A 22,379-nucleotide genomic window follows, 5' to 3' on the forward strand; every position below is an offset into this window, starting at 1 on the left:
GGTTTTTAAAACCTTGAAGGTTTGGTAAAATCAAGCTAAGAATGAAACTTAATTTTGAACACCATCAGACCGCACATTGCGAAAACGGTGTCGCCTCCAATTTACTATTAAACAAAGGGTTAAAACTCAGCGAACCCATGATTTTCGGAATCGGTTCCGGATTGTTCTTTGTGTATCTTCCTTTTTTAAAAGTGAATTTCGCTCCCGGTTTCAGTTATCGCCCGATGCCAGGTGCGATTTTCAGCAAAGCGGCAAAAAGACTGGGAATAAAAATTAAAAGAATCAAATTCTCAAATCCGGCAGAAGCTCAGAAAGCGCTGGAAAAAAATTTAGAAAATAATATCCCGACAGGACTTCAGGTAGGAGTTTTCAATCTTACTTATTTTCCTGAAGAATATAAATTCCACTTCAACGCTCACAACTTAGTTGTTTACGGAAAAGAAGACGGAAAATTTCTGATCAGTGATCCTGTGATGGATTACACAACGACGCTTACAGAAGCCGAACTGGAGAAAGTAAGATATGCAAAAGGCGCTCTTCCGCCGAAAGGTCATATGTACTACCCTACTTACATTCCCGAAAATGTAAATCTGGAAGAAGCGATCAAAAAAGGGATTAAAGATACCTGTAAAAATATGTTGGCTCCCGTTCCGATCATTGGAGTAAAAGCAATGCGTTGGGTGGCTAAAAGCATCCCGAAATGGGCTGCAAAAAAAGGAACAAAAACCACCAATCATTATTTGGGACAACTGATCAGAATGCAGGAAGAAATCGGAACCGGAGGCGGTGGTTTCAGATTTATTTACGGAGCTTTCTTGCAAGAAGCTGCGGTGATCCTTAAAAATGATGAATTAAGAGAACTTTCCAAAGAAATTACAGCAATCGGTGATCTTTGGAGAGATTTTGCGGTGGATATTGCAAGAGTCTACAAAAACAGGAATTCGAAAAGCGATATTTACAACCAGCTTTCGAAAACTATGCTTCATATCGCAGATCTGGAAGAAGCTTTCTATAAAAAACTGAGAAAAGCGATCTAAATGGAGAACTTTATTGAGATTAAAAATTTATATAAAAAATATAAAAATGCAGAAGAGTTTTCTGTAAATGATATTTCGTTGAATATTGATAAAGACGAAATCTACGGAATTCTCGGTCCAAACGGAGCAGGAAAAACAACATTGATTTCCATGCTTTCAGGTTTAATAAAGCCCACATCGGGAAGTTTTAAAATCAATGGATTGTCTCCTCAAAAAGATGGTTTTAAATTAAGACAGATCATCGGAATTGTTCCGCAGGAATACGCTTTATACCCGACTTTAACCGCTAAAGAAAATTTGATGTTTTTCGGAAGTCTGTATGGTTTAAGTCACAAAAAATTAAGAAATGCTATTGATGAATCTTTGGAAATCATGGGTTTGTCAAAATTCGCAGATAAAAAAGTAGAACAGTTTTCAGGGGGAATGAAGCGTCGCTGCAATCTGATCGCGGGAACCCTTCATAATCCTAAAGTTTTATTTCTTGACGAACCAACTGTTGGTGTTGATGTTCAGTCAAAAAAAGCCATCATCGACCACCTTTTGGAGCTGAATAAAAAAGGAACCTGCATCATTTATACATCTCATCACCTTTCAGAAGCAGAGGAATTCTGTACAAAAATTGCCATCATCGACCATGGAAAGATTCATGCGGTGGGAACTCCTGAAGAATTGGTGAACAGAGTAACAAATGCCGAAAACTTAGAAGATGTTTTCATTTCATTAACCGGAAAAGAATTAAGAGATGTTGTTGTATAAACTGTGGAGAAGTTTCGTTAAGGAAATCCTTTTGCTGAAAAGAGATATCGGAGGAATCGTCATTATTTTCGTGATGCCTTTATTGCTGATTATCACGATTACCTTGATTCAGGATTCTACCTTTAAAAATCTGGAAGGCTCAAAAATCCCGATTATTTTTATTGACAATGACAAGTCTGAAGTTTCGAAAAACATAAAACAGGAGCTTGAAAGCAGCAAAACATTCGAGTTACTGACCAATTTTACGGAAAAATCCGCTCAGGATGCTGTTTTTGGCGGCGATTATCAAATGGCTATCGTCATCCCCGAAAATTTAACGAAAGATATCAATTCAAATATTGATACAAAAGTTCAGACCATCGTCAGTTCATTTGGTCTGGAAACAGATTCTTCCGCCGTGAAGAAAACGGTTTCAAAAGCGAAAGATATTCATTTATATTTCGATCCGGCAACCAATATCGGCTTCAAAAACAATGTGATGAATGCTGTGAACAAAATGGTTTTTGAGATCGAAAATAAAAAGATTTACAAAGCTTTTCAGGATCAGCTGGGAACGACGGAAAACCTGGAAGAAAATAAAAATTTGATCAGCTTTAAAGAAATCACTCCGAAAAAAGGCAACATGGATGTCATGCCTAATTCCGTTCAGCACAACGTTCCGGCTTGGGCTTTGTTTGCGATATTTTTTATTGTGGTTCCCTTATCGATTAATTTAGTTAAAGAAAAAAGTCAGGGAACGAGCGTGAGAGCGAGAATCAGTCCGACTCCTTACTTTATCCATATTTTAGGAAAAACATTTACTTATTTGATAATTTGCGTCATTCAGTTTTTACTGATGGTTGCGGTGGGAATTTACCTTTTTCCTTATATGGATTTACCGCAGTTTGACGTGACAGGAAAAATGTTCCAGCTTATTGTTGTGACCTTATTCTCAGGTTTGGCAGCAATCGGATTCGGAGTTTTATTGGGAACTGTTGCCGATACGCAGGAACAGTCTGCGCCATTTGGGGCAACTTCGGTTGTCGTTTTGGCAGCTGTCGGAGGAATCTGGGTTCCGGTATTTTTAATGCCTGAATTTATGCAGACCATCGCCAAATTCTCTCCTATGAACTGGGGCTTGAATGCTTACTATGACATTATTTTAAGAAACAGCGGAATCGGAGGAATTGCCAAAGAAATCACTTTCTTATTTTTATTTTATGTAGCCATGGTCGCTATTTCATTATTTTACGAAAGAAAACAAAATGCAGTCTAAAGAAAATTTAACTTGTACAGAGGAAGTTCGCGTAAGGTTCAACGAAACAGACCCGTTGGGAATTGTCTGGCATGGACATTACATCGTGTATTTTGAAGACGGAAGAGAAGCTTTCGGAAGACAGCACGGTTTGACCTATCTTGATATTCAGAAAGCAGGATTTGTAACACCGATTGTAAAAAGTACCTGTGAACATTTTCTTCCTTTAAAATACGGAGAAACCTTTAAAATTGTAACCACTTTCGTGAATTCAAATTCGGCGAAATTAATTTACAGATACGAGCTTTTTAACGAAGACAATAAATTGGTCTGTTCAGGAGAAACCATTCAGGTTTTCCTGGATTCTGACAATAATTTATGTTTGTATAATCCTGAGTTTTTTCAGGCCTGGAAAGATAAAATGGGGTTATCGTGAGAAAGGAAGTTTACATTACAGATTACAACTGCGTCACGCCTTTAGGTTTTGATGTTTCTTCGAACTGGAATGCCCTTTTGGAAGGAAAATCCGGCGTAGCTTTACATAAAATCATAGAAAATCAGGAGCCTTTTTATGCTTCTATGATTGATTCTGAAAAGTTAAATAAAGAATTTAATAGATTCTTCGACTCCGCTCAGAATGACAGTACGGAATTCACAAGGCTTGAAAAAATGTTTTTGTTGAGTTTAAAACCTTTGGTTGAAAAACATCAGATTTCAAACGAAACGGCTTTTATTTTATCAACAACAAAAGGAAATATCAGTTTATTAAAAAACCAGAAGACTTTACCGGAAGGTATTTTTCTTTCCAGCTTAGCTCAAAAAATTGCTGACTTTTTCGGATTTAAAACAAAACCGATTGTTGTTTCCAATGCCTGTGTTTCTGGAGTGATGGCGATTGCTGTTGCCAAAAATATGATTCAAGCGGGAAAATATAAAGATGCTTTTGTCATTGCCGGAGACGAAATTTCTGAATTTGTAATTTCTGGTTTCAATTCTTTTCAGGCGATCGGAACCGAAATTTGTAAACCCTACGATAAAAACCGTGACGGGATTAACATCGGTGAAGCAACAGCAGCAGTTTATATCACTTCAGAACTCAATCAAAACGAAAAATTTAGTTTTAAAGTTTTAGGAGATTCAGCCATCAATGACGCCAATCACATTTCCGGACCTTCAAGAACAGGCGACGGATTATTTGCAAGCATCAAAAATGCAATGACAGAAGCCCAAGTTTCGACAGAAAAAATCGATTTTATTTCGGCGCACGGAACAGCAACCATTTACAATGACGAAATGGAAGCCATAGCTTTCAACAGAATAGAATTGCAAAATGTTCCTCTGAACAGCATGAAAGGTTATTATGGACATTGTCTGGGCGCTTCAGGATTGTTGGAAAGCATTATTTCAATGGAAAGTGCTTTAAACAATACTTTAATTCCTTCTAAAAATTTTGAAGAAACAGGAACTTCCCAACCTTTGAATATTATCAAAGAAAACCAGCCTGCAGAAATTAAATATATTTTGAAAACAGCTTCAGGTTTTGGCGGATGTAATGCGGCAATCGTTTTGGAAAAATGCTGAAAATAATTTTGTAATTTTATAAAATTAAAGTTTTAGGAAATGGAATCTACAGTAGACATCAGAAAAAGAATTCACGAGTTCATTGATATTGCGGATGAAAGAATTCTGCGAATTTTCAAAGGAATTATTGATGCTGAAGAACAAGATGCAGAATTAGAATCTTCACAATACCCACAAGTTCCTGATTATATTTATGACCGAATTGAAGAAGAACGTGAAAAATATTTAAATGGTGAACTTAAAACTTCTTCATGGGAAGAAGTGAAGGAACGACTGATGAAAAAATTATGATTTACCACTTTTCTTTATCTCCAAAAGCTGAAGCCGATTTGCTGGAAGCTGCATTATGGTACGAAAGTCAGCAAACTGGACTTGGAGAAAAATTTGCACAAAAGGTTGAGTCTTATTTTATCAGAATTCAAAACAATCCACTGCATTTTCCTTCGAAAAAAGGAAACCTGCGTGAAGCGTATATTCAGAAGTTTCCTTACGTTATCATTTATCAAATTATAAACGATAATATTATTGTTTTTGCTGTTTTCAATACCCATCAAAATCCTACAAAAAAGCCTTAAACTTTATTAATGAAGAAAACAGACATTTGCACCATAGAAAATTCAAAAATCGCTCTCAACAACGAAGTTATTTTTGAAACTCCCACCGAAAATTTTTCAGATTTTGCGAAAGAGGCTTATAAAAGTTTAGCATTGAATTATCCGAAATTTCACAAAATGGATAATCTCAGCAAACTCGCTTTTCTGGCTTCTGAAATGATTTTAAAAGATGAAGACCACAGCAGAACGGCTTTGGTTTTTGCCAATAAATCATCAAGTTTGGATACCGATTTTAAATATCAGGAAAGCATCAATTCTCAGGAAAACTATTTTCCGAGTCCTGCGGTTTTTGTGTATACTTTACCCAATATTTGCGTTGGCGAAATCAGCATCAAGCATAAAATGCAGACAGAGAATGCTTTTTTTGTTTTGGACGAATTTGATGAAAATTTTTTAAACGATTACGCAGCCCAGATTTTACAGTCAGGCAAGGCCGATAAAGTATTGTGTGGCTGGGTAGAACTATATCAGGAAAGTTATCAAGCTTTTGTATATTTGCTTACGAACTAATGTAACAATTTAACAATATAACTATAACAATGTAACAATGATTCGCAGTTATCCATTGGTAAACTGGTACACTGCTAGATTGTACATTAAAATAATTTTTATGGAAAACTTAAGAGAAGAATTAAAGCACAAAATCATCGAAGTTCTTAATTTAGAAGACGTTGCAGTAGAAGAAATCAAAGATACAGATCCGTTATTCGGCGGAGGTCTTGGATTGGATTCTATCGACGCTCTGGAATTAATCGTGCTTTTGGATAAAGAATACGGAATCAAATTAGCCGATCCGAAAAAAGGGAAAGAAATTTTTTCTTCGATCGACACCATGGCAAAATTCATTGAAGAAAACAGAACGAAATAATTCAATCTGGCAATGTATCAATTTAACAGTTTACCAGTATTGTTACACTGTTAAATTGATACATTGTTACATTATAAATTTAAAATGGGTCAAAAAATTGCCATAACAGGAATGGGCATCATTTCCGCGATTGGAAACAATGTGGAGGAAAATTTGAGTTCGCTGAAATCCGGAAAACACGGAATTTCAGACATTAGTTTGTTTGAAACTCGTCATTCCGGAAATATCAAAACCGGCGAAATAAAATTGTCTAATGAAGAGCTTGTTGAAAAACTTCAGTTGAATGAAGATAACAACGCAACAAGAACCTCTTTGTTAGGCATGATTGCTGCAAAAGAAGCTGTAGAAAGTGCCGGAATTTCCGACATTAATGAGTATAAAACCGGACTTATTTCCTCAACAAGCGTTGGCGGAATGGACGTTACCGAAAAATATTTCTATACTTACGAAGACTTTCCTGAAAAGCAAAAATATATTGACGCTCACGATGCGGGAAATTCATCGTTATTGATTGCAGATTATTTGGGTCTAAAAGGCATGGTTTCAACGATCAGTACAGCTTGTTCGTCCGCAGCCAATGCGATTATGATGGGTGCAAAACTCATTAAAAACGGCGTTTTGGATCGTGTAATTGTTGGCGGGACAGATTCTCTTTCAAAATTTACATTGAATGGCTTCAATACACTGATGATTCTGACGGATTCTTACAACACGCCTTTTGACAACGACCGAAAGGGTTTGAATCTGGGTGAGGCAGCCGCTTTCATCGTTCTGGAATCTGATGAAGTCGTTAAAAAAGAAAACAAAAAAGTCTTAGGTTATCTTTCAGGATACGGAAATGCAAATGATGCACATCACCAGACCGCTTCTTCGGAAAACGGGCAGGGAGCTTATTTAGCTATGGAAAAAGCATTGAAAGTTTCAGGTTTGGATAAAGAAAATATCGATTATATCAACGTTCACGGAACAGCAACGCCAAATAATGATTTGTCTGAAGGAATTGCAATGATCCGAATTTTTGGCGAAAATAAAGTTCCTGAATTCAGTTCTACAAAAGCTTTTACGGGTCATACTTTAGCAGCAGCAGCGGGAATTGAAGCGGTATATTCGTTGTTGGCAATTCAAAACAATCTTATTTTCCCGAATCTGAATTTTAAAACCAAAATGGAAGAATTTGATTTAACGCCTGTGACTAAGCTCAAAGAGAAAAATATTAACCATGTACTTTCCAATTCGTTTGGTTTTGGAGGAAATTGTTCAACTTTAATTTTCTCAAAATCATGAGTGCAGTTTACATCAACAGTGCAGCTTGTATCTCGGTTCAGGACACTTTAAACGAGAATTTTTTCCAAAATCTTAAACCTGAAAATTCATCTCAAGTTTTAAAAGCGATGGAACCTAATTACAAGGAATTCATTCCGCCTGCAGCCAGCAGAAGAATGTCTAAAACCGTAAAAATGAGTTCCGTAGCTTCACAATATGCTTTGAAAGAAGCCGGAATCGAAAATCCTGACGCGATTATCGTCGGAACCGGAATGGGCTGTTCCCAGGATTCTGAAAAATTTCTGAAAAATGTATTGGATAATAACGAAGAATTTCTGACTCCCACCTTTTTTATTCAGTCCACGCACAATACGGTTGCGGGACAAATTGCTTTAGGATTGCAGTGTCACGCGTACAATTTCACGTATGTAAACACATCTTCGTCGTTGGAATTTTCATTTTTAGATGCAAAATTACAGATCAATGACGGTGAAGCAGAAAATGTTTTGGTCGGTTCCACAGACGAACAAACCGACCGGACAATGGAATTGTACAAATTGAACAAAACTATTAAAAAAGAAGAAAATCTTCCCGTTGATTATCTGAACTCAACAACAGACGGCGTCATTTGGGGAGAAGGCGCAAGCTTTTTTGTTTTAGGGAAAAATAAAACGGAAAATTCTTATGCTCAATTGCAAGACATCCAGATCAATAACCAATTAAATCTGGAAGAAACGGAACAGTTTGTTGAAGATTTTTTAGCTAAAAATAATTTGAAAAATGATGAAATTGATGCTGTAATTTTAGGTTTCAGCGGAGATGCGAAATCGGATGTTTATTATGCAAAAGCAATGAATTTGTTTGAAAATTCGGCTTTGTTGTATTATAAACATTTGAGTGGAGAATTCAATACAGCAAGCGGTTTTTCAACGTTTATGGCTTGTCATATCCTTAAAAATCAGGAGATTCCGGAAGTGATGATGATTAATTCTGTGAAGAAAGACAGAATTAAAAATATTTTGCTTTATAATCATTTGGGAGGAAATGACCATAGTTTAGTTTTGTTAGGGAAAGCTTAGTTTGTTGAGTTGTTTTTAACGCAAAGAGCGCAAAGATTTTATTTTAAAGTTTGAAAACATTTCCGTTCGCAAAGGCGTTTCACTCAGCAAAGGAAACCGTACAGCTGTCATTTCGACGTAGGAGAAATCTAATAACGATGCTTAGATTCCACGCTACACTTCGTTTCGCTCTGAATGACAAAGATACCGCTTTAAAAAACTGGATATTTTTAAATCAAATTCAAAAACAATAAAGATGAAACATTACCCATTTATCTTATTTTATCTTTTCTGTAACGTATTTATTTATGCGTTTCACGGAACTTTTTGGATGTATTTGTTTTGTTTTTTATTGTTTTCTGCGGTTGTTGTTTGGGGTTCTTTCGATATTGAACTGGGATATTTCGTTAACAGCATTACTCATAAAAGAACAAAGATCAAGGAAGTGGCTCTGACTTTTGATGATGGTCCGACAGAATTCACACCAAAATTTTTAGATCTATTGAAAGAAAATAACGTAAAAGCAACCTTTTTCTGTATCGGAAAGCAGATTGAAAAATATCCTGAAACTTTTCAACGAATCATTGCGGAAGGTCATATTGTTGGAAATCACACCCTTTCTCATTCCAACAATACCGGATTTTTATCAATCGCAAAAATGATTGAAGAGATTGAAAAATGTGATAAAGTGATGTTGAAAGTCGGGAATTTAAAAACGAGCTTATATCGACCGCCTTTTGGAGTTACCAATCCGAATATTGCCAAAGCCATCAAAAAAACTCACAAAAAAAGCATTGGCTGGAATGTCCGTTCTCTCGATACAATTACAGAAGATGAGAAAAAAATTTACCGTAAAGTCACCAAAGGATTAAAAAAAGGAAGTATCATTCTTCTTCACGACACTTCGGAAAAAACGTACAATGTTTTGGTGGATTTATTAGTATTTTTGAAGGATAAAAATTATTCAACTTTTACAATTGATAATATTTTAACCACAAAAGAGACAAAAGCTTTTTAACATATTAGAATTTTAAGTTTAAATTGTAAGAAGAACACATAAGTCCTGAAAATCTTTGATTTTCATCTTTTGTAAACTCTATTTCTAAATATTTAAGTTAAAAAATAATCTTTTGTGACTTTTGTGGTTAAATTTAAAAACGTTAAACAATGATTAAAAATATTGCTCTCGGAGTATTCTTATTAGTTTCAAGCTTCTTTTTTGCTCAAAATACGGCGATGTCTGGAGCGGAAGCAAAAGGATTTGTAGCTAAAGTTTCTTCGGAAACCAAAGAAATAAAAACCTTGCAGGCAGATTTTACCCAAACCAAAAAAATGGATTTTCTGGATAAAAGCATCGTAACGTACGGGAAAATGTCTTTAAAAACTCCGAATATGCTGAGCTGGAAATATACGAAACCTTATCAATACAGCGTTGTTTTCAAGGATAATAAAATTTTCATCAACGATCAGGGGAAAAAATCTTCTGTAGATGCGAAAAGCAAAACTTTTGAAAAAATCAATAAGCTGATTGTCGGAAGTTCAAACGGACAAATGTTCAACGATCCTGAATTTTCCGTAACGTATCTGAAAAATGCCAATTTCAATGTTGCAAAATTTACCCCGAAATCAGCTCAATTGCTGAAATACATTAAGCAGATCGAATTGAGTTTTCCGAAAGGACAATCAACCGTTTCGCAGGTGAACATGACGGAAGCTTCAGGTGACACGACGAATATTGTTTTCAAAAACACCAAAATCAATGCGCCGATTGCTGCTTCAGAATTCAGTTTATAGCCTGGTTTTCTTACTGTTCGTTTCGTGTAAGACATACAAATTAACGGATGTAAAACCTGTTTCCAATTCTGAAAAAACGGTTGAAAATTTATATTTTTCTTCCAACGAAGATTATGTTTATAAATGTCAGATGGATATTTATAAAAATCATGTCAGCGGAATTTTGATATTAAAAAAAATTAACGAAACGACGCATCGTGTTGTTTTAACTTCAGATTTCGGAAATAAATTAATCGATTTTGAAATTTCGGATAATAATTTTAAGCTGAACTATGTTCTTCCTGATTTAGACAAAAAAATCGTCATCAACTTTTTAAAGAACGACTTTCAACAGCTTTTAAAAAGACAGTATCCTGTGAATGAAAGCTTTGAAAATGAAAATTCAAAAATTTATCTTTCTAAAGTTGATAAAAAAATCTATTATTTATTCTTTAACAAAGAAAATGGTTTATTGAAACAAATCATTTATACGAAAAATAATAAGGAAAAAATCGATTTTACATTTGATGCAAAAAAACATATCTTCGCGGATAGTATTGATCTTCAACACAAAGATTTCAAGATCAATATAAAACTATTTCAAATAACTGAAACAGAATAACATGCAGACCATTCTTACAGATTTTTATACCTTACAATCATACGAACAGGCAGAAAACGGAAGTTATATTGCCAACATTTCTCTTAACAAAGATCATGATATTTTCAAGGGACATTTCCCCGGAAATCCTGTTACTCCAGGAGTTTGCATGATGCAGATCGTAAAAGAACTTTCTGAGGAATTCACTGGTTCGCCTTTATTTTTAAAAACGGCATCCAACGTGAAATTTATGGCGATCATCAATCCTTTTGAAACACCGGACCTGAAACTGCAACTCGATATCACGCAGACCGAAGAAGAAGTGAAAGTAAAAAACACAACGTCTTTTGGCGAGACTATTGCATTAAAATTGTCAGTTAACTACCAAAAAACAGCAAAATGAAGCTAATTTTTTCATTTTTAACGGCTTTTATCCTTTTTTTCCAATCGGGTCTTGAATCTTTGAGGGAAAGCTATGCAAAGGCCAATTCGTCCAATGCAAATACGGAAGAATTCATCAATATTGCGGAAAAAACATCTGGATCAGACGCTGTAATTCAGGGCTATAAAGCTGCAGCCAAGATCATGGAAGCCAAAATTACCAAGAACAACAGAAAAGCTTTGGTGAAATCCGGCGCAACAAGTCTTGAAGCAATTATTAAAAGCAATCCGAACAATGCCGAACTGAGAGTGATCCGAATGAGCGTTCAGGAAAATATTCCTAAAATTGTAGGATATAATAAAAATCTGAAAGAAGATAAAACTTTTATTCTAAATAATTATTCAAAGCAAAATTCTGCACTGAAAACATACATCAGAAAATTTGCTATGCAGTCTAAAACGATGACCGCAGCAGAAAAAAATTCACTAAAATAACCGAATGACCCTGCCTGAAGTACAGAATGCAATCTCTGAAAAAAAGATCTGCGTTTTAATTCCTACTTACAATAATGAAAAAACTCTGAAAAGAGTGATCGACGGTGTTTTAGAATACACAGAAAATATCATTGTTGTCAACGATGGCTCTACCGATTCCACAAAGGAAATCTTAAGCCAATATCCTCAAATCAATGTCATCAGTTTACCTAAGAACAGAGGAAAAGGAAACGGCTTGAAAATCGGCTTCAGAAAGGCAAAAAAATCAGGTTATAACTATGCAATAACGATAGATTCCGACGGACAGCATTATCCAGATGATATTCCTGTTTTTGTGGAAGCTTTGCTTAATGAAAATAAAGATGTTTTATTGATTGGAAACAGAAATATGTCTCAGGACGGAATTCCGAAGAAAAGCAGCTTTGGAAACCGTTTTTCTAATTTTTGGTTCTGGTTCGAGACAGGAATTAAGCTTGAAGATACGCAATCCGGTTATCGATTATACCCTTTACACAGAATTCCGAAAAAATATTTTACCCCGAAATTTGAGTTTGAGATTGAAATAATTGTACGGACAGCATGGAGGCATGTTCATGTAAAGAATGTTCCGATAAAAGTTTTGTATGATCCTGCAGAAAGGGTTTCGCATTTCAGGCCTTTTAAAGATTTTACGAGGATAAGCATTCTCAATACCATCCTGGTAACGATCACTTTGCTTTATATTATTCCGCGAAATTTCGTGAATAATTTCAAAAAAAAAAGCATTAGAAAATTCATAAAGGAAGATGTGCTTGAAAGCGACGGAAGCAACCGTAACAAAGCGTTTTCTATAGCTTTAGGTGTTTTTATAGGACTATCTCCTTTCTGGGGATTCCAAACTTTACTGGTAATTTCTTTAGCCGTTCTTTTTAAATTGAATAAAGTGTTGGCTTTTGTAGCTTCCAATGTGAGCTTACCTCCATTTATTCCTTTTATTATTGCTGCTTCATTGTTTTTAGGTTCTCCGTTTGTTAGTGAAAACAGTGATATTTTTAGTCAGGAACTAAATTTCGACTTGGTGAAAAATAATTTACTTCAATATATAATCGGAAGTATGATCTTAGCAAGTACGGCTTCGGTTATTTCCGGTATTGCGACGTTTTTATTTTTGAACCGGGTAAGTCCGGAGATTAGCTGATTTTTCTCGTTATTGGATTCAAGGTTTCGGCGGCGGCTTTGCCGCCGCCGAAACAAAAAAACTACCTCAATTTCCTTAACGTTTTCTTCAAATATCTTCCCACATTTTCTTTATCAGGAACCGTTGTAATTTCTTTGGTTAAGGCTTTTTCAAATTCTATTTTTGCTTTGGAATATTCTTTTTTACTAAAATAATATTTCCCGGATTGATAATATACCAGCCAAAAATCAGAGTTCAAAGACTGGTAATGAGGCAGAAAATCATCAGCGAGCATTACGTCCTTATCATCAGTTGCATTATTCACCTCAGAGCTGGCAAATTTATATTCTTCATAATTCTTAAATTCCTTAGAATCTACAAAAGGATCTTTAGCAATATTCAATTCAGATTTTGCAAACTCACCGCTTTTCAATCTCTTATCAGAAAAAATCTCATTAAGATCATAGCAGACAAATTCTCCCAACTGATACGGATTCGAAGAAACCCAAACCAGCTTTTTCTGAGGCGAAAAAATCACCGCATGATGCGCTAACAACTGATTGATTGCCTTTTCATTTCCATAGCCGATCTTTTCTCCTTTCAAGCCTGATTTATTTCTTAAAATCGCAGCCATTTTCTCAGGATTAAGTTTTTTATTTGCCTGTAAAAGTTCCTGTAATTTTTCGTAACGGTACTCAGAGTGACTTTCTGCAATGTGTTTCTGATTTCTCTTGTCATTTTTGTAAGCATCCGACTGGAAATGGTTAGTACAAAAAATACGGCTTGTATTTTCCACTTTGTACACTCCAAAATTGTCCGGAGAAACTTCGATAATCACCGCATTCTTATCATTCGCGCTTCCCACCAAAATCGATTCCGAGACAAAAACTTTTCTCTTTTTAGCAATCGCAATAGCTTCATCGATGTTTTTTGCGAATTGTAAAATCTCTCTTGTGACCAGAGAAATCGGCGTTTTTGCCGTCAACGGAATTTTAGATTTTCCGGCATTGATGGTTACTGTAATTCCTTCCTTATTCATCCCCGAAACGACACCGATCATTCCCGGCCAGCTTACGGAAAGGTAAGGAATTCCATCTTCCGGCTCTACAAATTCGATCAATTTATTTTTAGAAAAATCATCGCCGACGTAAAAATCGAAATTTCTTCCGATCAGGAGATCTCCGTCCTCCGTATTTTCATTCCAGACCGCAAGAGAAGTACAGCCCACAACCATTAAATCCTGCATCGCGTGACCGATATCGTGCGCTCCGTGCAAATACATGCTTCTTAAAAATTTCGGAGCTATGAAATCATATTTATCCGATGAATATTGGGATAAACCGTATAATTCTGCCTGATAATCTTCACGAACGTTCAGGTACATTTTTCGGTTGTACCACTTTAGAAAACCACGTAATAAATTTTGCTTAAACTTCGACGGAACAAAACCTTCAACTTTTGAAAAGAATATTTCTTCCTGTTTCTGCATCAGATTTTGCGTTAAAGCTCCGTTATTATAGCCCAGCTGCAAAGGATTTCCTTTAATATACAATTCCCAAAGCTGCTGTCTATTTTTCGTTAAATAATTTTGATTAAAACTAAAAGTAGAATCGTTGATCTTGTTAACTTTCGGAATTTCAAGGGAATATTGTTTCACATCGGGAATGTGTTTGATGGATTTTCTTATTCCGCAGGATGTGATGTTGAGAATCAATAAAAGGTAAAGTAAAACTCTCTTCATCAATTCTTATTTAAAACTTTCATTAATCTTTCGTCAATCACTTCTTTTCCAAGAATTTCCGAACATGTAACAAATGCGCCAATCGTAACACCAAGAATTCCATGCATGTTGATGCTTTGTCCCGTCAAGAACAAATTACTGATCTTGGTTTTTGGGGAGATGATCGTTTTCAAAGGATTGCCGGAATCTTTTACATAGCCGTACATATTTCCTTTGTAACCACCAATATAATCCCTGTAAGATAATGGCGATGAAGTATAAATCTCCACAATATGAGATCGCAGATGAGGATATTTTTTTTCTATTTCAGCAATGAATTGTTCAGCTTTTCTTTTCTTAAAATCCTCATATTCCTGTCCTCTTTCATGCTTGTCTGCAACTATATTAAAAGTCTTTTCCCATTCCCTGACCTCATCATAATCCATATAGGTAATAGCGGTAAGACTCTCTGCAAAATCAGGGTTATCTTTTGAAGAACAAGATGACAGCATATAACACTCCGGCCAGCTTTCCCTGGAATAGCTGGAGCCGTTCCAAACCTTATCTTCTGACTTGTAATGGTAATAGTTGTAATTAAAATGCTTGAAGGATTGAGGCTTCAAAACAATATAAATACTGAAACAAGAACTTGTGGGATCGAAGTCATTAACTCTATTGGTAAACGATTTTTTAAATCGATCCCGTCCCGCTAAATCTAATGTCGTTCTGATTTCTATATTTGATATGAATTTTTTCGAAAAAAAATCTTTTCCATTTTTTGTTTTTACGGATTTCAGCACATTATTGTCGTCGAAGATCATTTCTGTAACTTCTGAGTGTTTATAAACTTCTGCCCCGTGATTACGAAGTTCCTTGATGATCAGTTTTGAAATCTGACTTCCTCCATTAATGCATTTGTAAGAACTCTGAATGTAGGAGTTAACTGTTAATGCATGGACATAGAGTGGCGTTTTATGAGCAATCCCGGCATATAAAAAATTAGAACCGGATAGAACAGCCTGAAGTTTTTTATTAGAAGTAATAGATTCTATAAATTCCTGAGCATTGATGTAAAGAATATCATCGTTATATTTCCCTTCACCAACAAGATTGTATCGGGGAAACTCGTTACAAACGTTTTGGATCTCTTCTATGTATTTTTTCAAATTTTCTTTTTCATCCGGAAAAATTGCGGAGAGTTGCTCTACAAAATTATCGTAACCTTGGGAATGCGGATATTCTATCTCGTCATTATCAAAAGTAATCTTATCAAAACCGTTTTCATCCAGTTTTTTTAGGTTCAGTCCGTCCATTATTCCGAGATATGTGAAATATTGGTTAAGATTTTGCCCTTTGGAAAGTCCGCCCAAATAGTGGACACCTGTATCAAAAATCAGCTTGTTTCTGGAAAAAGTCTGCAGGTTACCACCATATTGGTTGTTTTTTTCTAACACACACACTTTCAGACCTTCTTTTGCCAAAACTAGAGCAGACACAAGACCTCCCAAACCGCTTCCGATAACAAGTATGTCGTATTCTTTTTCCAATTCCTAGAGAAGTGAGATGTTAGACTTTAGATGTTAAATAAAAAAATAAGCTTTAAACGTTGAATCACTCGCAGCCCGACTTGAGCGGAAATCCTTTTTGTTTTTTTGCTAAAAAATAAAAAGATTGGGAGCGGAAGGCGGATTAAGCTGCCATAAAAATATTGAAAATTAATCAATATCGTCCCAAAAGTCGAAGTAATTGAACCATTGGAGCGGATATTTTTTAATCATTGATTCAAGATTTTGGGTGTAGGAATTTAAAAGTCCCTGCGAATCCCGTTTTTTAATGTTCTGAGCAACTCTTGCATATAAATGGTAATGCAGATTTTTTTCTTTCATAACATAAACATAAACAACAGGAACGCCCAATCTGGATGCAATAAGAAAAGGGCCTGCCGGAAATCTGGCAGTCTTACCTAGCAATTCTGCTTCGAGAAATTTGGAACCTTCGAAATAGCGGTCGCCTGTGAAGCAAATCAATTCGTTGTTGGATAAAGCCTGATTGATGTCAAAAATATGGGACATATCATCCTTGACGTAAATAAATTTGATGTTACTTCTTTTTACCGCAATACTGTCCAGATATTCTTTGATGACTGTAATTTCCTGATCAGTTGTGACTAAGTTGATCCGCGCATCAAAATCGATATCTGCAAAAAAATGTTCTGCAATCTCAAAGTTGCCGATATGGGCACTGATCAAGACACCACCTTTTTTCTCGTTGAGAAGGTTTTTGAGATTTTCTATCCCGTCGAATTCATAAGTGAATCGGTTTCTTAAACCTACAGAAATAGCCGTTTTGTCAATCAGTACTTTTCCAAAAACAAAGTAACTTTTGAAAACAGACAGCTGTGATTTCCAAAAGCTATAACCTAATCTCCTTCGAAAATAATATGAAATATATTGATTGCTCTTCTTAAGAAACAAGAAGTAATAGGATGCTACAAAATACAGCACAAAATATGAACTGTGGACGCCAAGATTTTTGATGCTCCAAACAAATATCCTGTAACCGAGTATCGTTCCTTTGGACTTGCCTTTCCACTTAGTCATGATGAATTACCAATTATCAGTAATATTGGTATATCTTTGAAATATTAGTTATGCTACTTTTTCAGAAATTTTGGTTTCTATCGTATCATAAAAATCATCAAAAGTAACGACCTTTTTAAAATCAGCTTCACCCAACTTTACACCAAAATTAGACTCAATTACAACAACCATATCGATATAATCCAAACTGTCCAAGCCCAACGTTTCCTTAAAATTGGCATCGTTGACGATATCATCGCGGTCCACTTCAAACTCATTGACAAGAAAATCATTAACAATTGTAACAATTTTTTCTCTTTCCATAATGTCTTTAAACAAATTTTTTAACAATTAGTGACGAATTGGTTCCTCCAAAACCAAAAGAATTCGACAAAAATACGTCAATTTTTTGATTTTTTGTTTCAGAGATTAAATTTATCTTTTTTGCATCTTCGTCCGGATTATCGAGATTGATATTTGGTGCAATAAAATTATTCTGCATCATCAGAACCGAATATATAATCTCACTTGCTCCAGCCATCCAGCATTCATGTCCCGTCATGGATTTGGTAGAACTTACCGGAACTCCGTTACCGAAAATTTCATAAATCGCTTTTGCTTCGTTAGCATCGCCTAAAGGTGTAGATGTTGCGTGGGCATTGATATAATCAATATCTCCCGCCGTTAGCCCGGCTTGAGTCAGAGATCTTTCCATTGCCAAAGCCGGTCCGTCCACATTGGGTGTAGAAATATGTCCGCCATTGGATGAGAAACCATAACCAACAATTTCTGCAATGATATTTGCACCCCGCCGCTGTGCAGATTCCAAACTTTCAACAATCAAAGTTGCAGCGCCACCACTTGGAATCAATCCATCTCTTCCGGAATCAAATGGTCTTGAAGCTTTTGTAGGGTTATCTTCTCTCACAGAAAAAACGCCTAATCCGTCAAAGCTCGCCATCGAAAACTTGTTGGTTTCCTGCGCTCCTCCACAGACAACAGCATCTTGTAATCCATTCTTGATCAAAAGATAAGCTAATCCCAGAGAATGGGATCCGCTTGCACAAGCTGCACTGATTGTCAGATTAATTCCTCTTAATTTAAAAATTGTGGAAAGATTCATGGTTACAGTGGAATTCATTGATTTAAAAATTGCACCAGAACCCATCAATTGAGTATCTTTTTTTTCTCTAACGATGTCTGTAGCTTCTATAACTGCCTGTGAAACACTGTCGTTACCATATAAAATCCCGACTTCATTAGCGTCCAGGAATTCCTGTTCTATTCCGGCTTGTTTTAACGCATCAATTGTAGCCAGGTAAGCATATTCGCTTTCCTCGCCCATACTGATACGCTGTCTCCTGCTTAGAAGACTTTTAAGATCTGGCTTCGGAACGCGTCCCGTTAAACCGGACCTGTAACCAAATTCCTTTCTGTCCTGGTCCAGAACGATCCCGGATTTGCCATCATAGAGCGACTTCTTCACCTCTTCCAAAGAAGTCCCAATGCAGGAATAAATTCCCATCCCGGTAATCACAACTCTATTTTCCATTTTGTCAAATTTAACAATGTATCAGTCTAATAATGTAACAATTTCAATATTAGTAAGCTGTTACACTGATATATTGGTACATTATTTAAGAATAAATTCCTCCATTAATATTAATCACTTCACCTGTAATGTAAGATGACTTCTTAGAAGCTAAAAATGCAACAAGATCAGCTACTTCTTCCGCCTCACCAAATCGGTTCGCCGGTATCATTGCTTTCAGTTCGTTCTCATCAAAGTCCTGCGTCATATCGGTTTTGATAAATCCCGGTGCGACAGCATTTACAGTTATATTCCGTTTAGCAATCTCTTGTGCCAAAGCTTTTGTTGCGCCAATTACCGCTGCTTTTGCGGCTGAATAATTAGTCTGTCCTGCTGTTCCTTTAACTCCGGAAACAGAAACCATATTGATGATTCTGCCATATTTATTACGCAACAATCTTTGGATAAAAAAATTAGTCACATTAAAAAACCCGTTCAAACTTGTATTGATAACATTGTTCCAGTCTTCGTGTTTCATCCACATAAACAATCCATCCTTTGTGATTCCTGCATTATTGACAATAACTTCAACCACAGAATCCGGATTTTTTTCCTGCCAATTATTTAAAACATTCTGAGTTTCTTCGGCATTGCTTACATCAAATTTAAGAATTTCGCCTGTAGAACCCAACTCTTCAACACCTTGTAAAGTTTCCTCTGCCGCAGCCTGATTGGAAGTATAATTAATCAGAATATGATAATTTTTTTCCTCGGCCAATTTCAGACAAATAGCTCTGCCAATTCCTCTGGATCCTCCTGTTATGATTGCACATTTCATAATCTTCTGTATTAATGATATAAAGCTTCAGTTTTCATCAGATACTCCTTCACTTTTTGCAGATATGGATACATTACCATATCATCGGAAAAAGCAGGGATTATTTTTCTGATTTTGTCATACAATTCTTTAGTCGATGATGAAACTTTATCCTGGAACCCAAGATATTCAATTGCCTGAACAATCGTAATCAATTCAATCGATAATACTTCGAAAGCATTTTCTATAACTTTTCTGCAAATTACCGCAGCATTGGTTCCCATACTTACAATATCCTGATTGTCGTTATTATTCGGGATACTGTGGATATACATCGGATTAGACAACATTTGGCTTTCTGCCGTTGTAGAAGTTGCCGTGAACTGAACGCCCTGCATCCCGAAATTGAATCCTAATTTCCCCAGATTCACAAACGGTGGAAGTATTTCATTGATTTTAGAATTCAAAAGATAGTTCAGTTGTCTTTCTGCTAACATTGTCAGTTTCGTAACAACGATTTTAAGCTTATCCATCTCAAGAGAAATATAATCGCCGTGGAAGTTTCCGCCATGATAAACATGCTGATCTTCAACATTAATGATTGGATTATCATTGGCAGAATTAATTTCGTTTTCAAGAACAACTTCTGTATATTCCAAGGTGTCTAAAACCGGTCCCAGGATCTGCGGAACACATCTCAAAGAGTAATATTCCTGAACCTTATCTTTAAAAACTTTTTCCTGCTCTTCAAAACTTGTATAGAGATGGTCTTCTCTTTTCCTTATCAACTGGCTGTCAGAAAGATATTCACGCATTTTTTCCGCAACTTTTTGTTGTCCAAGATGCCTTTTCGTTGCATTCAGAGATTCTGAAAAATGATCATCGTAAGCCTGAACAATCTCGTTGATTGCGCAAGATAATTTAATAGAAATTTCTGTTAACTGGCTGGCTTTATAAGCATTAACGATTCCGATTCCCGACATCACAGAAGTTCCGTTCATCAAAGCCAGACCTTCACGAATCTCTACTTTTATCGGTTCCAATCCTAGTTCTCCAAAAACATCTTTTGTTGATCTTCTTTCGTCTCTATAAAAAACCTCGCCTTCGCCAATAAGAACTAAAGCTAAATGCGCCAACTGAACCAGATCTCCACTTGCGCCAACACCTCCGTGTTCAAAAATAATCGGTGTAACATCTCTGTTAATTAATTCTTTAAGTAGATAAATAACCGAATCGTGAACACCGGAATGTCCTAATGACAAGACATTCAATCTTGCCAACATACAAGCCTTAACTTCATCTGCGGGTAACGGATTTCCGATACCTGAAGAATGACTTCTTATCAGATTATATTGTAACTGATGGGTATCGCTATCGTTGATTTTGAATTGCGCCATTGGTCCGAAACCCGTGTTCACACCGTATATGACTTTATTTTTTGAAAATTCCTTTAAAAACTGGAAACTTTTCTCTACTCTTTGCAGCAGCTCATTATCCAATTCTATCTTTTGGTTGCCAATGATTATCTTTTGAAAATCCTGAATGTTTAAATGGTCGTTAATTTTCATTAATTATGGTGATAAGAGACAAATTTGTAATATAATTCAATATTTGTCATTAATTTTGCGCAAAGATAAAAGTTTTATTAAACAAATGGGTAAAGAATTTGTTGATGTTCTTGTAATTGGAGCTGGTCCTTCTGGCTGCGTTTCTTCTGCATTTCTCAAAAAGAATAACATCAATGTAAAAGTTGTCGAGAAAACAAAATTTCCAAGACTGGTTGTTGGCGAAAGTCTGATTCCAAGAGTAATGGACCATTTTGATGAAGCCGGACTGTTTCCTGCACTTGATAAAATGAGATTTGAAAAGAAATTGGGCGCACGTTTTATGCGAGGCGACGAGGTTTGCATTTTCGATTTCAGCAACAAATTTGGGGAAGGCTGGGACTGGACCTGGCAGGTTCCGAGAGCCGATTTTGACAATACATTAGCCCAGGAAGTTATTAATAAAGGAATTGATCTTGAGTTTGAAACCGAAGTCGTCGGGATTGAATTCAATGGAACTGATTCTATTACAACTGTCAAAAATAAAAACGGAGAAACGAAGGAAATTCACGCTAAATTTGTAATTGATTCCAGTGGCTACGGACGGGTTTTACCGAAATTTTTAGATTTGGAAAAACCTTCGAAATTGTCTCCTCATTCTGCTATTTTTTCTCATGTTGATGACATCAACAGAGAGGAAGGTGTTGAAGGCACTTTGATTTCTTTTGACATCATTGAAACTGAAGTCTGGCTTTGGGTTATTCCTTTCTCAAATGGCAATACGAGTTTGGGAATCGTTGGTCCGACTGAATATATCGAAAAGCTAATAGAAAACGGAGATGCAACAGTTGCTTTAAGAAAAGCGATTGCTCTTTCCGATTATTATGTGAAACGTTTTGGCGATGTGGAATTTCTTTTTGAGCCCAAACATTTGAAAGATTATTCCTGTTCGGTAAAAAGTTTATTCGGAGACGGATTTGCTTTGACAGGAAATGCATCGGAATTCCTTGACCCGGTTTTTTCATCGGGAATGGCTTTCGCAACAGAATCCGGAATGCTAGCTGCAAAATTAGCCTTAAGACAATTAAATGGCGAAACTATCGATTGGAAAAAAGAATATTCGGATTATATTTTGTACGGTGTGAATGTTTTCACGACTTATGTAAAGGAATGGTACACCGGCAATCTCCAGGAATTATTTTTTCATCAGCCAGAAAATCCGGATGTCAAAAGAAAAATCTGCGCTGTCTTGGCGGGCTATGTTTGGAACAAGAAAAATCCTTTTGTAAGATTGCACGATTCTGCGATTGTCAATCTTGCCAATTATATCAAAACAGAAAAACAGGAACAACAATAAAAAAAGACCGCGAT

The 22,379-nt window shown here is 36.0% G+C and carries 25 protein-coding genes; 18 read left to right on the forward strand and 7 right to left on the reverse strand.

Translation table 11 applies throughout. The annotated features are described in order from the left end of the window. The first annotated feature begins 41 nt into the window (after nt 1-41). From darH to AC5P2S_RS16315, 17 genes are all read left to right on the forward strand, one after another. Nucleotides 42-1,037, forward strand: coding sequence for a BtrH-related acyltransferase DarH (gene darH, locus AC5P2S_RS16235; RefSeq protein ID WP_240580537.1), 996 nt, complete (start codon nt 42-44; stop codon nt 1,035-1,037). After that, nucleotides 1,038-1,793 carry an ABC transporter ATP-binding protein gene (locus tag AC5P2S_RS16240; protein WP_494555602.1) on the forward strand — a complete coding sequence of 252 codons (756 nt, stop codon included), beginning with the start codon at nt 1,038-1,040 and terminating at the stop codon, nt 1,791-1,793. Continuing rightward, nucleotides 1,780-3,048 (forward strand): ABC transporter permease, encoded by a 1,269-nt coding sequence (locus AC5P2S_RS16245; protein WP_494555603.1) that lies wholly within the window; start codon nt 1,780-1,782, stop codon nt 3,046-3,048. Before AC5P2S_RS16240 ends, AC5P2S_RS16245 begins: the two co-directional genes overlap by 14 nt. Further along, nucleotides 3,038-3,463, forward strand: a complete 426-nt coding sequence (locus AC5P2S_RS16250) for an acyl-CoA thioesterase (protein ID WP_494555604.1) — start codon at nt 3,038-3,040, stop codon at nt 3,461-3,463. Before AC5P2S_RS16245 ends, AC5P2S_RS16250 begins: the two co-directional genes overlap by 11 nt. Further along, nucleotides 3,460-4,608, forward strand: coding sequence for a beta-ketoacyl synthase N-terminal-like domain-containing protein (locus tag AC5P2S_RS16255; RefSeq protein WP_494555605.1), 1,149 nt, complete (start codon nt 3,460-3,462; stop codon nt 4,606-4,608). The genes AC5P2S_RS16250 and AC5P2S_RS16255 overlap by 4 nt, the downstream gene beginning before the upstream one ends. A 39-nt stretch (nt 4,609-4,647) precedes the next feature. Further along, entirely contained in the window at nt 4,648-4,899 is a 252-nt protein-coding gene (locus tag AC5P2S_RS16260) for a hypothetical protein (protein WP_494555606.1), read from the forward strand. Next, on the forward strand, nt 4,860-5,183 hold the full coding sequence (locus AC5P2S_RS16265) for a type II toxin-antitoxin system RelE/ParE family toxin (protein ID WP_494555607.1): 324 nt from the start codon (nt 4,860-4,862) through the stop codon (nt 5,181-5,183). The genes AC5P2S_RS16260 and AC5P2S_RS16265 overlap by 40 nt, the downstream gene beginning before the upstream one ends. A 9-nt stretch (nt 5,184-5,192) precedes the next feature. After that, nucleotides 5,193-5,732 carry a 3-oxoacyl-ACP synthase gene (locus AC5P2S_RS16270; protein ID WP_494555608.1) on the forward strand — a complete coding sequence of 180 codons (540 nt, stop codon included), beginning with the start codon at nt 5,193-5,195 and terminating at the stop codon, nt 5,730-5,732. A gap of 100 nt (nt 5,733-5,832) precedes the next feature. Beyond that, complete coding sequence (locus AC5P2S_RS16275) at nt 5,833-6,090, forward strand: phosphopantetheine-binding protein (protein WP_034672593.1); 258 nt, start codon at nt 5,833-5,835, stop codon at nt 6,088-6,090. Nucleotides 6,091-6,174: 84 nt separating this feature from the next. Beyond that, on the forward strand, nt 6,175-7,374 hold the full coding sequence (locus AC5P2S_RS16280; protein WP_494555609.1) for a beta-ketoacyl-[acyl-carrier-protein] synthase family protein: 1,200 nt from the start codon (nt 6,175-6,177) through the stop codon (nt 7,372-7,374). Beyond that, complete coding sequence (locus AC5P2S_RS16285) at nt 7,371-8,432, forward strand: beta-ketoacyl synthase N-terminal-like domain-containing protein (protein ID WP_494555610.1); 1,062 nt, start codon at nt 7,371-7,373, stop codon at nt 8,430-8,432. The genes AC5P2S_RS16280 and AC5P2S_RS16285 overlap by 4 nt, the downstream gene beginning before the upstream one ends. Before the next feature lie 235 nt (nt 8,433-8,667). Further along, entirely contained in the window at nt 8,668-9,429 is a 762-nt protein-coding gene (locus AC5P2S_RS16290; protein ID WP_494555611.1) for a polysaccharide deacetylase family protein, read from the forward strand. 149 nt (nt 9,430-9,578) lie between these two features. After that, the gene (gene lolA2, locus AC5P2S_RS16295) at nt 9,579-10,205 is read left to right on the forward strand and encodes a flexirubin biosynthesis/transport protein LolA2 (protein WP_494555612.1); all 627 of its coding nucleotides are present in this window, start codon (nt 9,579-9,581) and stop codon (nt 10,203-10,205) included. Next, nucleotides 10,171-10,806, forward strand: a complete 636-nt coding sequence (lolB2, locus tag AC5P2S_RS16300) for a flexirubin biosynthesis protein LolB2 (protein WP_494555613.1) — start codon at nt 10,171-10,173, stop codon at nt 10,804-10,806. Before lolA2 ends, lolB2 begins: the two co-directional genes overlap by 35 nt. A 1-nt stretch (nt 10,807) precedes the next feature. Further along, nucleotides 10,808-11,188: an ApeI family dehydratase gene (locus tag AC5P2S_RS16305; RefSeq protein WP_494555614.1), complete on the forward strand. Its 381-nt coding sequence runs from the start codon at nt 10,808-10,810 to the stop codon at nt 11,186-11,188. After that, nucleotides 11,185-11,661, forward strand: coding sequence for a hypothetical protein (locus tag AC5P2S_RS16310; RefSeq protein ID WP_283417820.1), 477 nt, complete (start codon nt 11,185-11,187; stop codon nt 11,659-11,661). Before AC5P2S_RS16305 ends, AC5P2S_RS16310 begins: the two co-directional genes overlap by 4 nt. 4 nt (nt 11,662-11,665) lie before the next feature. Continuing rightward, nucleotides 11,666-12,838: a DUF2062 domain-containing protein gene (locus AC5P2S_RS16315; protein WP_494555615.1), complete on the forward strand. Its 1,173-nt coding sequence runs from the start codon at nt 11,666-11,668 to the stop codon at nt 12,836-12,838. A 61-nt stretch (nt 12,839-12,899) separates the two neighbouring features. Here the strand turns inward: AC5P2S_RS16315 and AC5P2S_RS16320 are convergent, their stop codons facing one another. From AC5P2S_RS16320 to flxA, 7 genes are all read right to left on the reverse strand, one after another. Further along, entirely contained in the window at nt 12,900-14,558 is a 1,659-nt protein-coding gene (locus tag AC5P2S_RS16320; protein ID WP_494555616.1) for a C45 family autoproteolytic acyltransferase/hydrolase, read from the reverse strand. After that, entirely contained in the window at nt 14,558-16,084 is a 1,527-nt protein-coding gene (locus tag AC5P2S_RS16325; RefSeq protein ID WP_494555617.1) for a phytoene desaturase family protein, read from the reverse strand. Before AC5P2S_RS16325 ends, AC5P2S_RS16320 begins: the two co-directional genes overlap by 1 nt. Before the next feature lie 168 nt (nt 16,085-16,252). Then, nucleotides 16,253-17,137, reverse strand: coding sequence for a lysophospholipid acyltransferase family protein (locus AC5P2S_RS16330; RefSeq protein ID WP_494555618.1), 885 nt, complete (start codon nt 17,135-17,137; stop codon nt 16,253-16,255). Nucleotides 17,138-17,185: 48 nt separating this feature from the next. Continuing rightward, on the reverse strand, nt 17,186-17,440 hold the full coding sequence (locus AC5P2S_RS16335) for an acyl carrier protein (protein WP_283417815.1): 255 nt from the start codon (nt 17,438-17,440) through the stop codon (nt 17,186-17,188). 7 nt (nt 17,441-17,447) lie between these two features. Further along, complete coding sequence (locus tag AC5P2S_RS16340; RefSeq protein ID WP_283417814.1) at nt 17,448-18,668, reverse strand: beta-ketoacyl-[acyl-carrier-protein] synthase family protein; 1,221 nt, start codon at nt 18,666-18,668, stop codon at nt 17,448-17,450. Nucleotides 18,669-18,753: 85 nt separating this feature from the next. Then, nucleotides 18,754-19,485 carry a flexirubin biosynthesis SDR family reductase FlxB gene (gene flxB, locus AC5P2S_RS16345; RefSeq protein WP_283417813.1) on the reverse strand — a complete coding sequence of 244 codons (732 nt, stop codon included), beginning with the start codon at nt 19,483-19,485 and terminating at the stop codon, nt 18,754-18,756. An 11-nt stretch (nt 19,486-19,496) separates the two neighbouring features. Continuing rightward, nucleotides 19,497-21,032 (reverse strand): flexirubin biosynthesis tyrosine ammonia-lyase FlxA, encoded by a 1,536-nt coding sequence (gene flxA, locus AC5P2S_RS16350; protein ID WP_494555619.1) that lies wholly within the window; start codon nt 21,030-21,032, stop codon nt 19,497-19,499. Between the two features lie 85 nt (nt 21,033-21,117). On the opposite strand from flxA, the gene AC5P2S_RS16355 reads away from it, so the two are divergent. Further along, complete coding sequence (locus AC5P2S_RS16355) at nt 21,118-22,365, forward strand: NAD(P)/FAD-dependent oxidoreductase (RefSeq protein WP_494555620.1); 1,248 nt, start codon at nt 21,118-21,120, stop codon at nt 22,363-22,365. Nucleotides 22,366-22,379 lie beyond the last annotated feature (14 nt).

It is taken from the genome of Epilithonimonas sp. 33E (assembly GCF_059372615.1).

Bases quoted from the DNA above. Each gene is read 5' to 3' on its own strand.
- AC5P2S_RS16315 (WP_494555615.1), top strand. From the start codon at position 11,666: ATGACCCTGCCTGAAGTACAGAATGCAATCTCTGAAAAAAAGATCTGC.
- AC5P2S_RS16340 (WP_283417814.1), bottom strand. From the start codon at position 18,668: ATGGAAAATAGAGTTGTGATTACCGGGATGGGAATTTATTCCTGCATT.
- AC5P2S_RS16285 (WP_494555610.1), top strand. From the start codon at position 7,371: ATGAGTGCAGTTTACATCAACAGTGCAGCTTGTATCTCGGTTCAGGAC.
- flxB (WP_283417813.1), bottom strand. From the start codon at position 19,485: ATGAAATGTGCAATCATAACAGGAGGATCCAGAGGAATTGGCAGAGCT.
- AC5P2S_RS16355 (WP_494555620.1), top strand. From the start codon at position 21,118: ATGGGTAAAGAATTTGTTGATGTTCTTGTAATTGGAGCTGGTCCTTCT.
- AC5P2S_RS16275 (WP_034672593.1), top strand. From the start codon at position 5,833: ATGGAAAACTTAAGAGAAGAATTAAAGCACAAAATCATCGAAGTTCTT.
- lolA2 (WP_494555612.1), top strand. From the start codon at position 9,579: ATGATTAAAAATATTGCTCTCGGAGTATTCTTATTAGTTTCAAGCTTC.
- AC5P2S_RS16320 (WP_494555616.1), bottom strand. From the start codon at position 14,558: ATGAAGAGAGTTTTACTTTACCTTTTATTGATTCTCAACATCACATCC.
- AC5P2S_RS16270 (WP_494555608.1), top strand. From the start codon at position 5,193: ATGAAGAAAACAGACATTTGCACCATAGAAAATTCAAAAATCGCTCTC.
- darH (WP_240580537.1), top strand. From the start codon at position 42: ATGAAACTTAATTTTGAACACCATCAGACCGCACATTGCGAAAACGGT.
- AC5P2S_RS16290 (WP_494555611.1), top strand. From the start codon at position 8,668: ATGAAACATTACCCATTTATCTTATTTTATCTTTTCTGTAACGTATTT.
- AC5P2S_RS16265 (WP_494555607.1), top strand. From the start codon at position 4,860: ATGGGAAGAAGTGAAGGAACGACTGATGAAAAAATTATGATTTACCAC.
- AC5P2S_RS16305 (WP_494555614.1), top strand. From the start codon at position 10,808: ATGCAGACCATTCTTACAGATTTTTATACCTTACAATCATACGAACAG.
- AC5P2S_RS16250 (WP_494555604.1), top strand. From the start codon at position 3,038: ATGCAGTCTAAAGAAAATTTAACTTGTACAGAGGAAGTTCGCGTAAGG.
- AC5P2S_RS16330 (WP_494555618.1), bottom strand. From the start codon at position 17,137: ATGACTAAGTGGAAAGGCAAGTCCAAAGGAACGATACTCGGTTACAGG.
- AC5P2S_RS16260 (WP_494555606.1), top strand. From the start codon at position 4,648: ATGGAATCTACAGTAGACATCAGAAAAAGAATTCACGAGTTCATTGAT.
- lolB2 (WP_494555613.1), top strand. From the start codon at position 10,171: ATGCGCCGATTGCTGCTTCAGAATTCAGTTTATAGCCTGGTTTTCTTA.
- AC5P2S_RS16245 (WP_494555603.1), top strand. From the start codon at position 1,780: ATGTTGTTGTATAAACTGTGGAGAAGTTTCGTTAAGGAAATCCTTTTG.
- AC5P2S_RS16240 (WP_494555602.1), top strand. From the start codon at position 1,038: ATGGAGAACTTTATTGAGATTAAAAATTTATATAAAAAATATAAAAAT.
- AC5P2S_RS16335 (WP_283417815.1), bottom strand. From the start codon at position 17,440: ATGGAAAGAGAAAAAATTGTTACAATTGTTAATGATTTTCTTGTCAAT.
- flxA (WP_494555619.1), bottom strand. From the start codon at position 21,032: ATGAAAATTAACGACCATTTAAACATTCAGGATTTTCAAAAGATAATC.
- AC5P2S_RS16280 (WP_494555609.1), top strand. From the start codon at position 6,175: ATGGGTCAAAAAATTGCCATAACAGGAATGGGCATCATTTCCGCGATT.
- AC5P2S_RS16310 (WP_283417820.1), top strand. From the start codon at position 11,185: ATGAAGCTAATTTTTTCATTTTTAACGGCTTTTATCCTTTTTTTCCAA.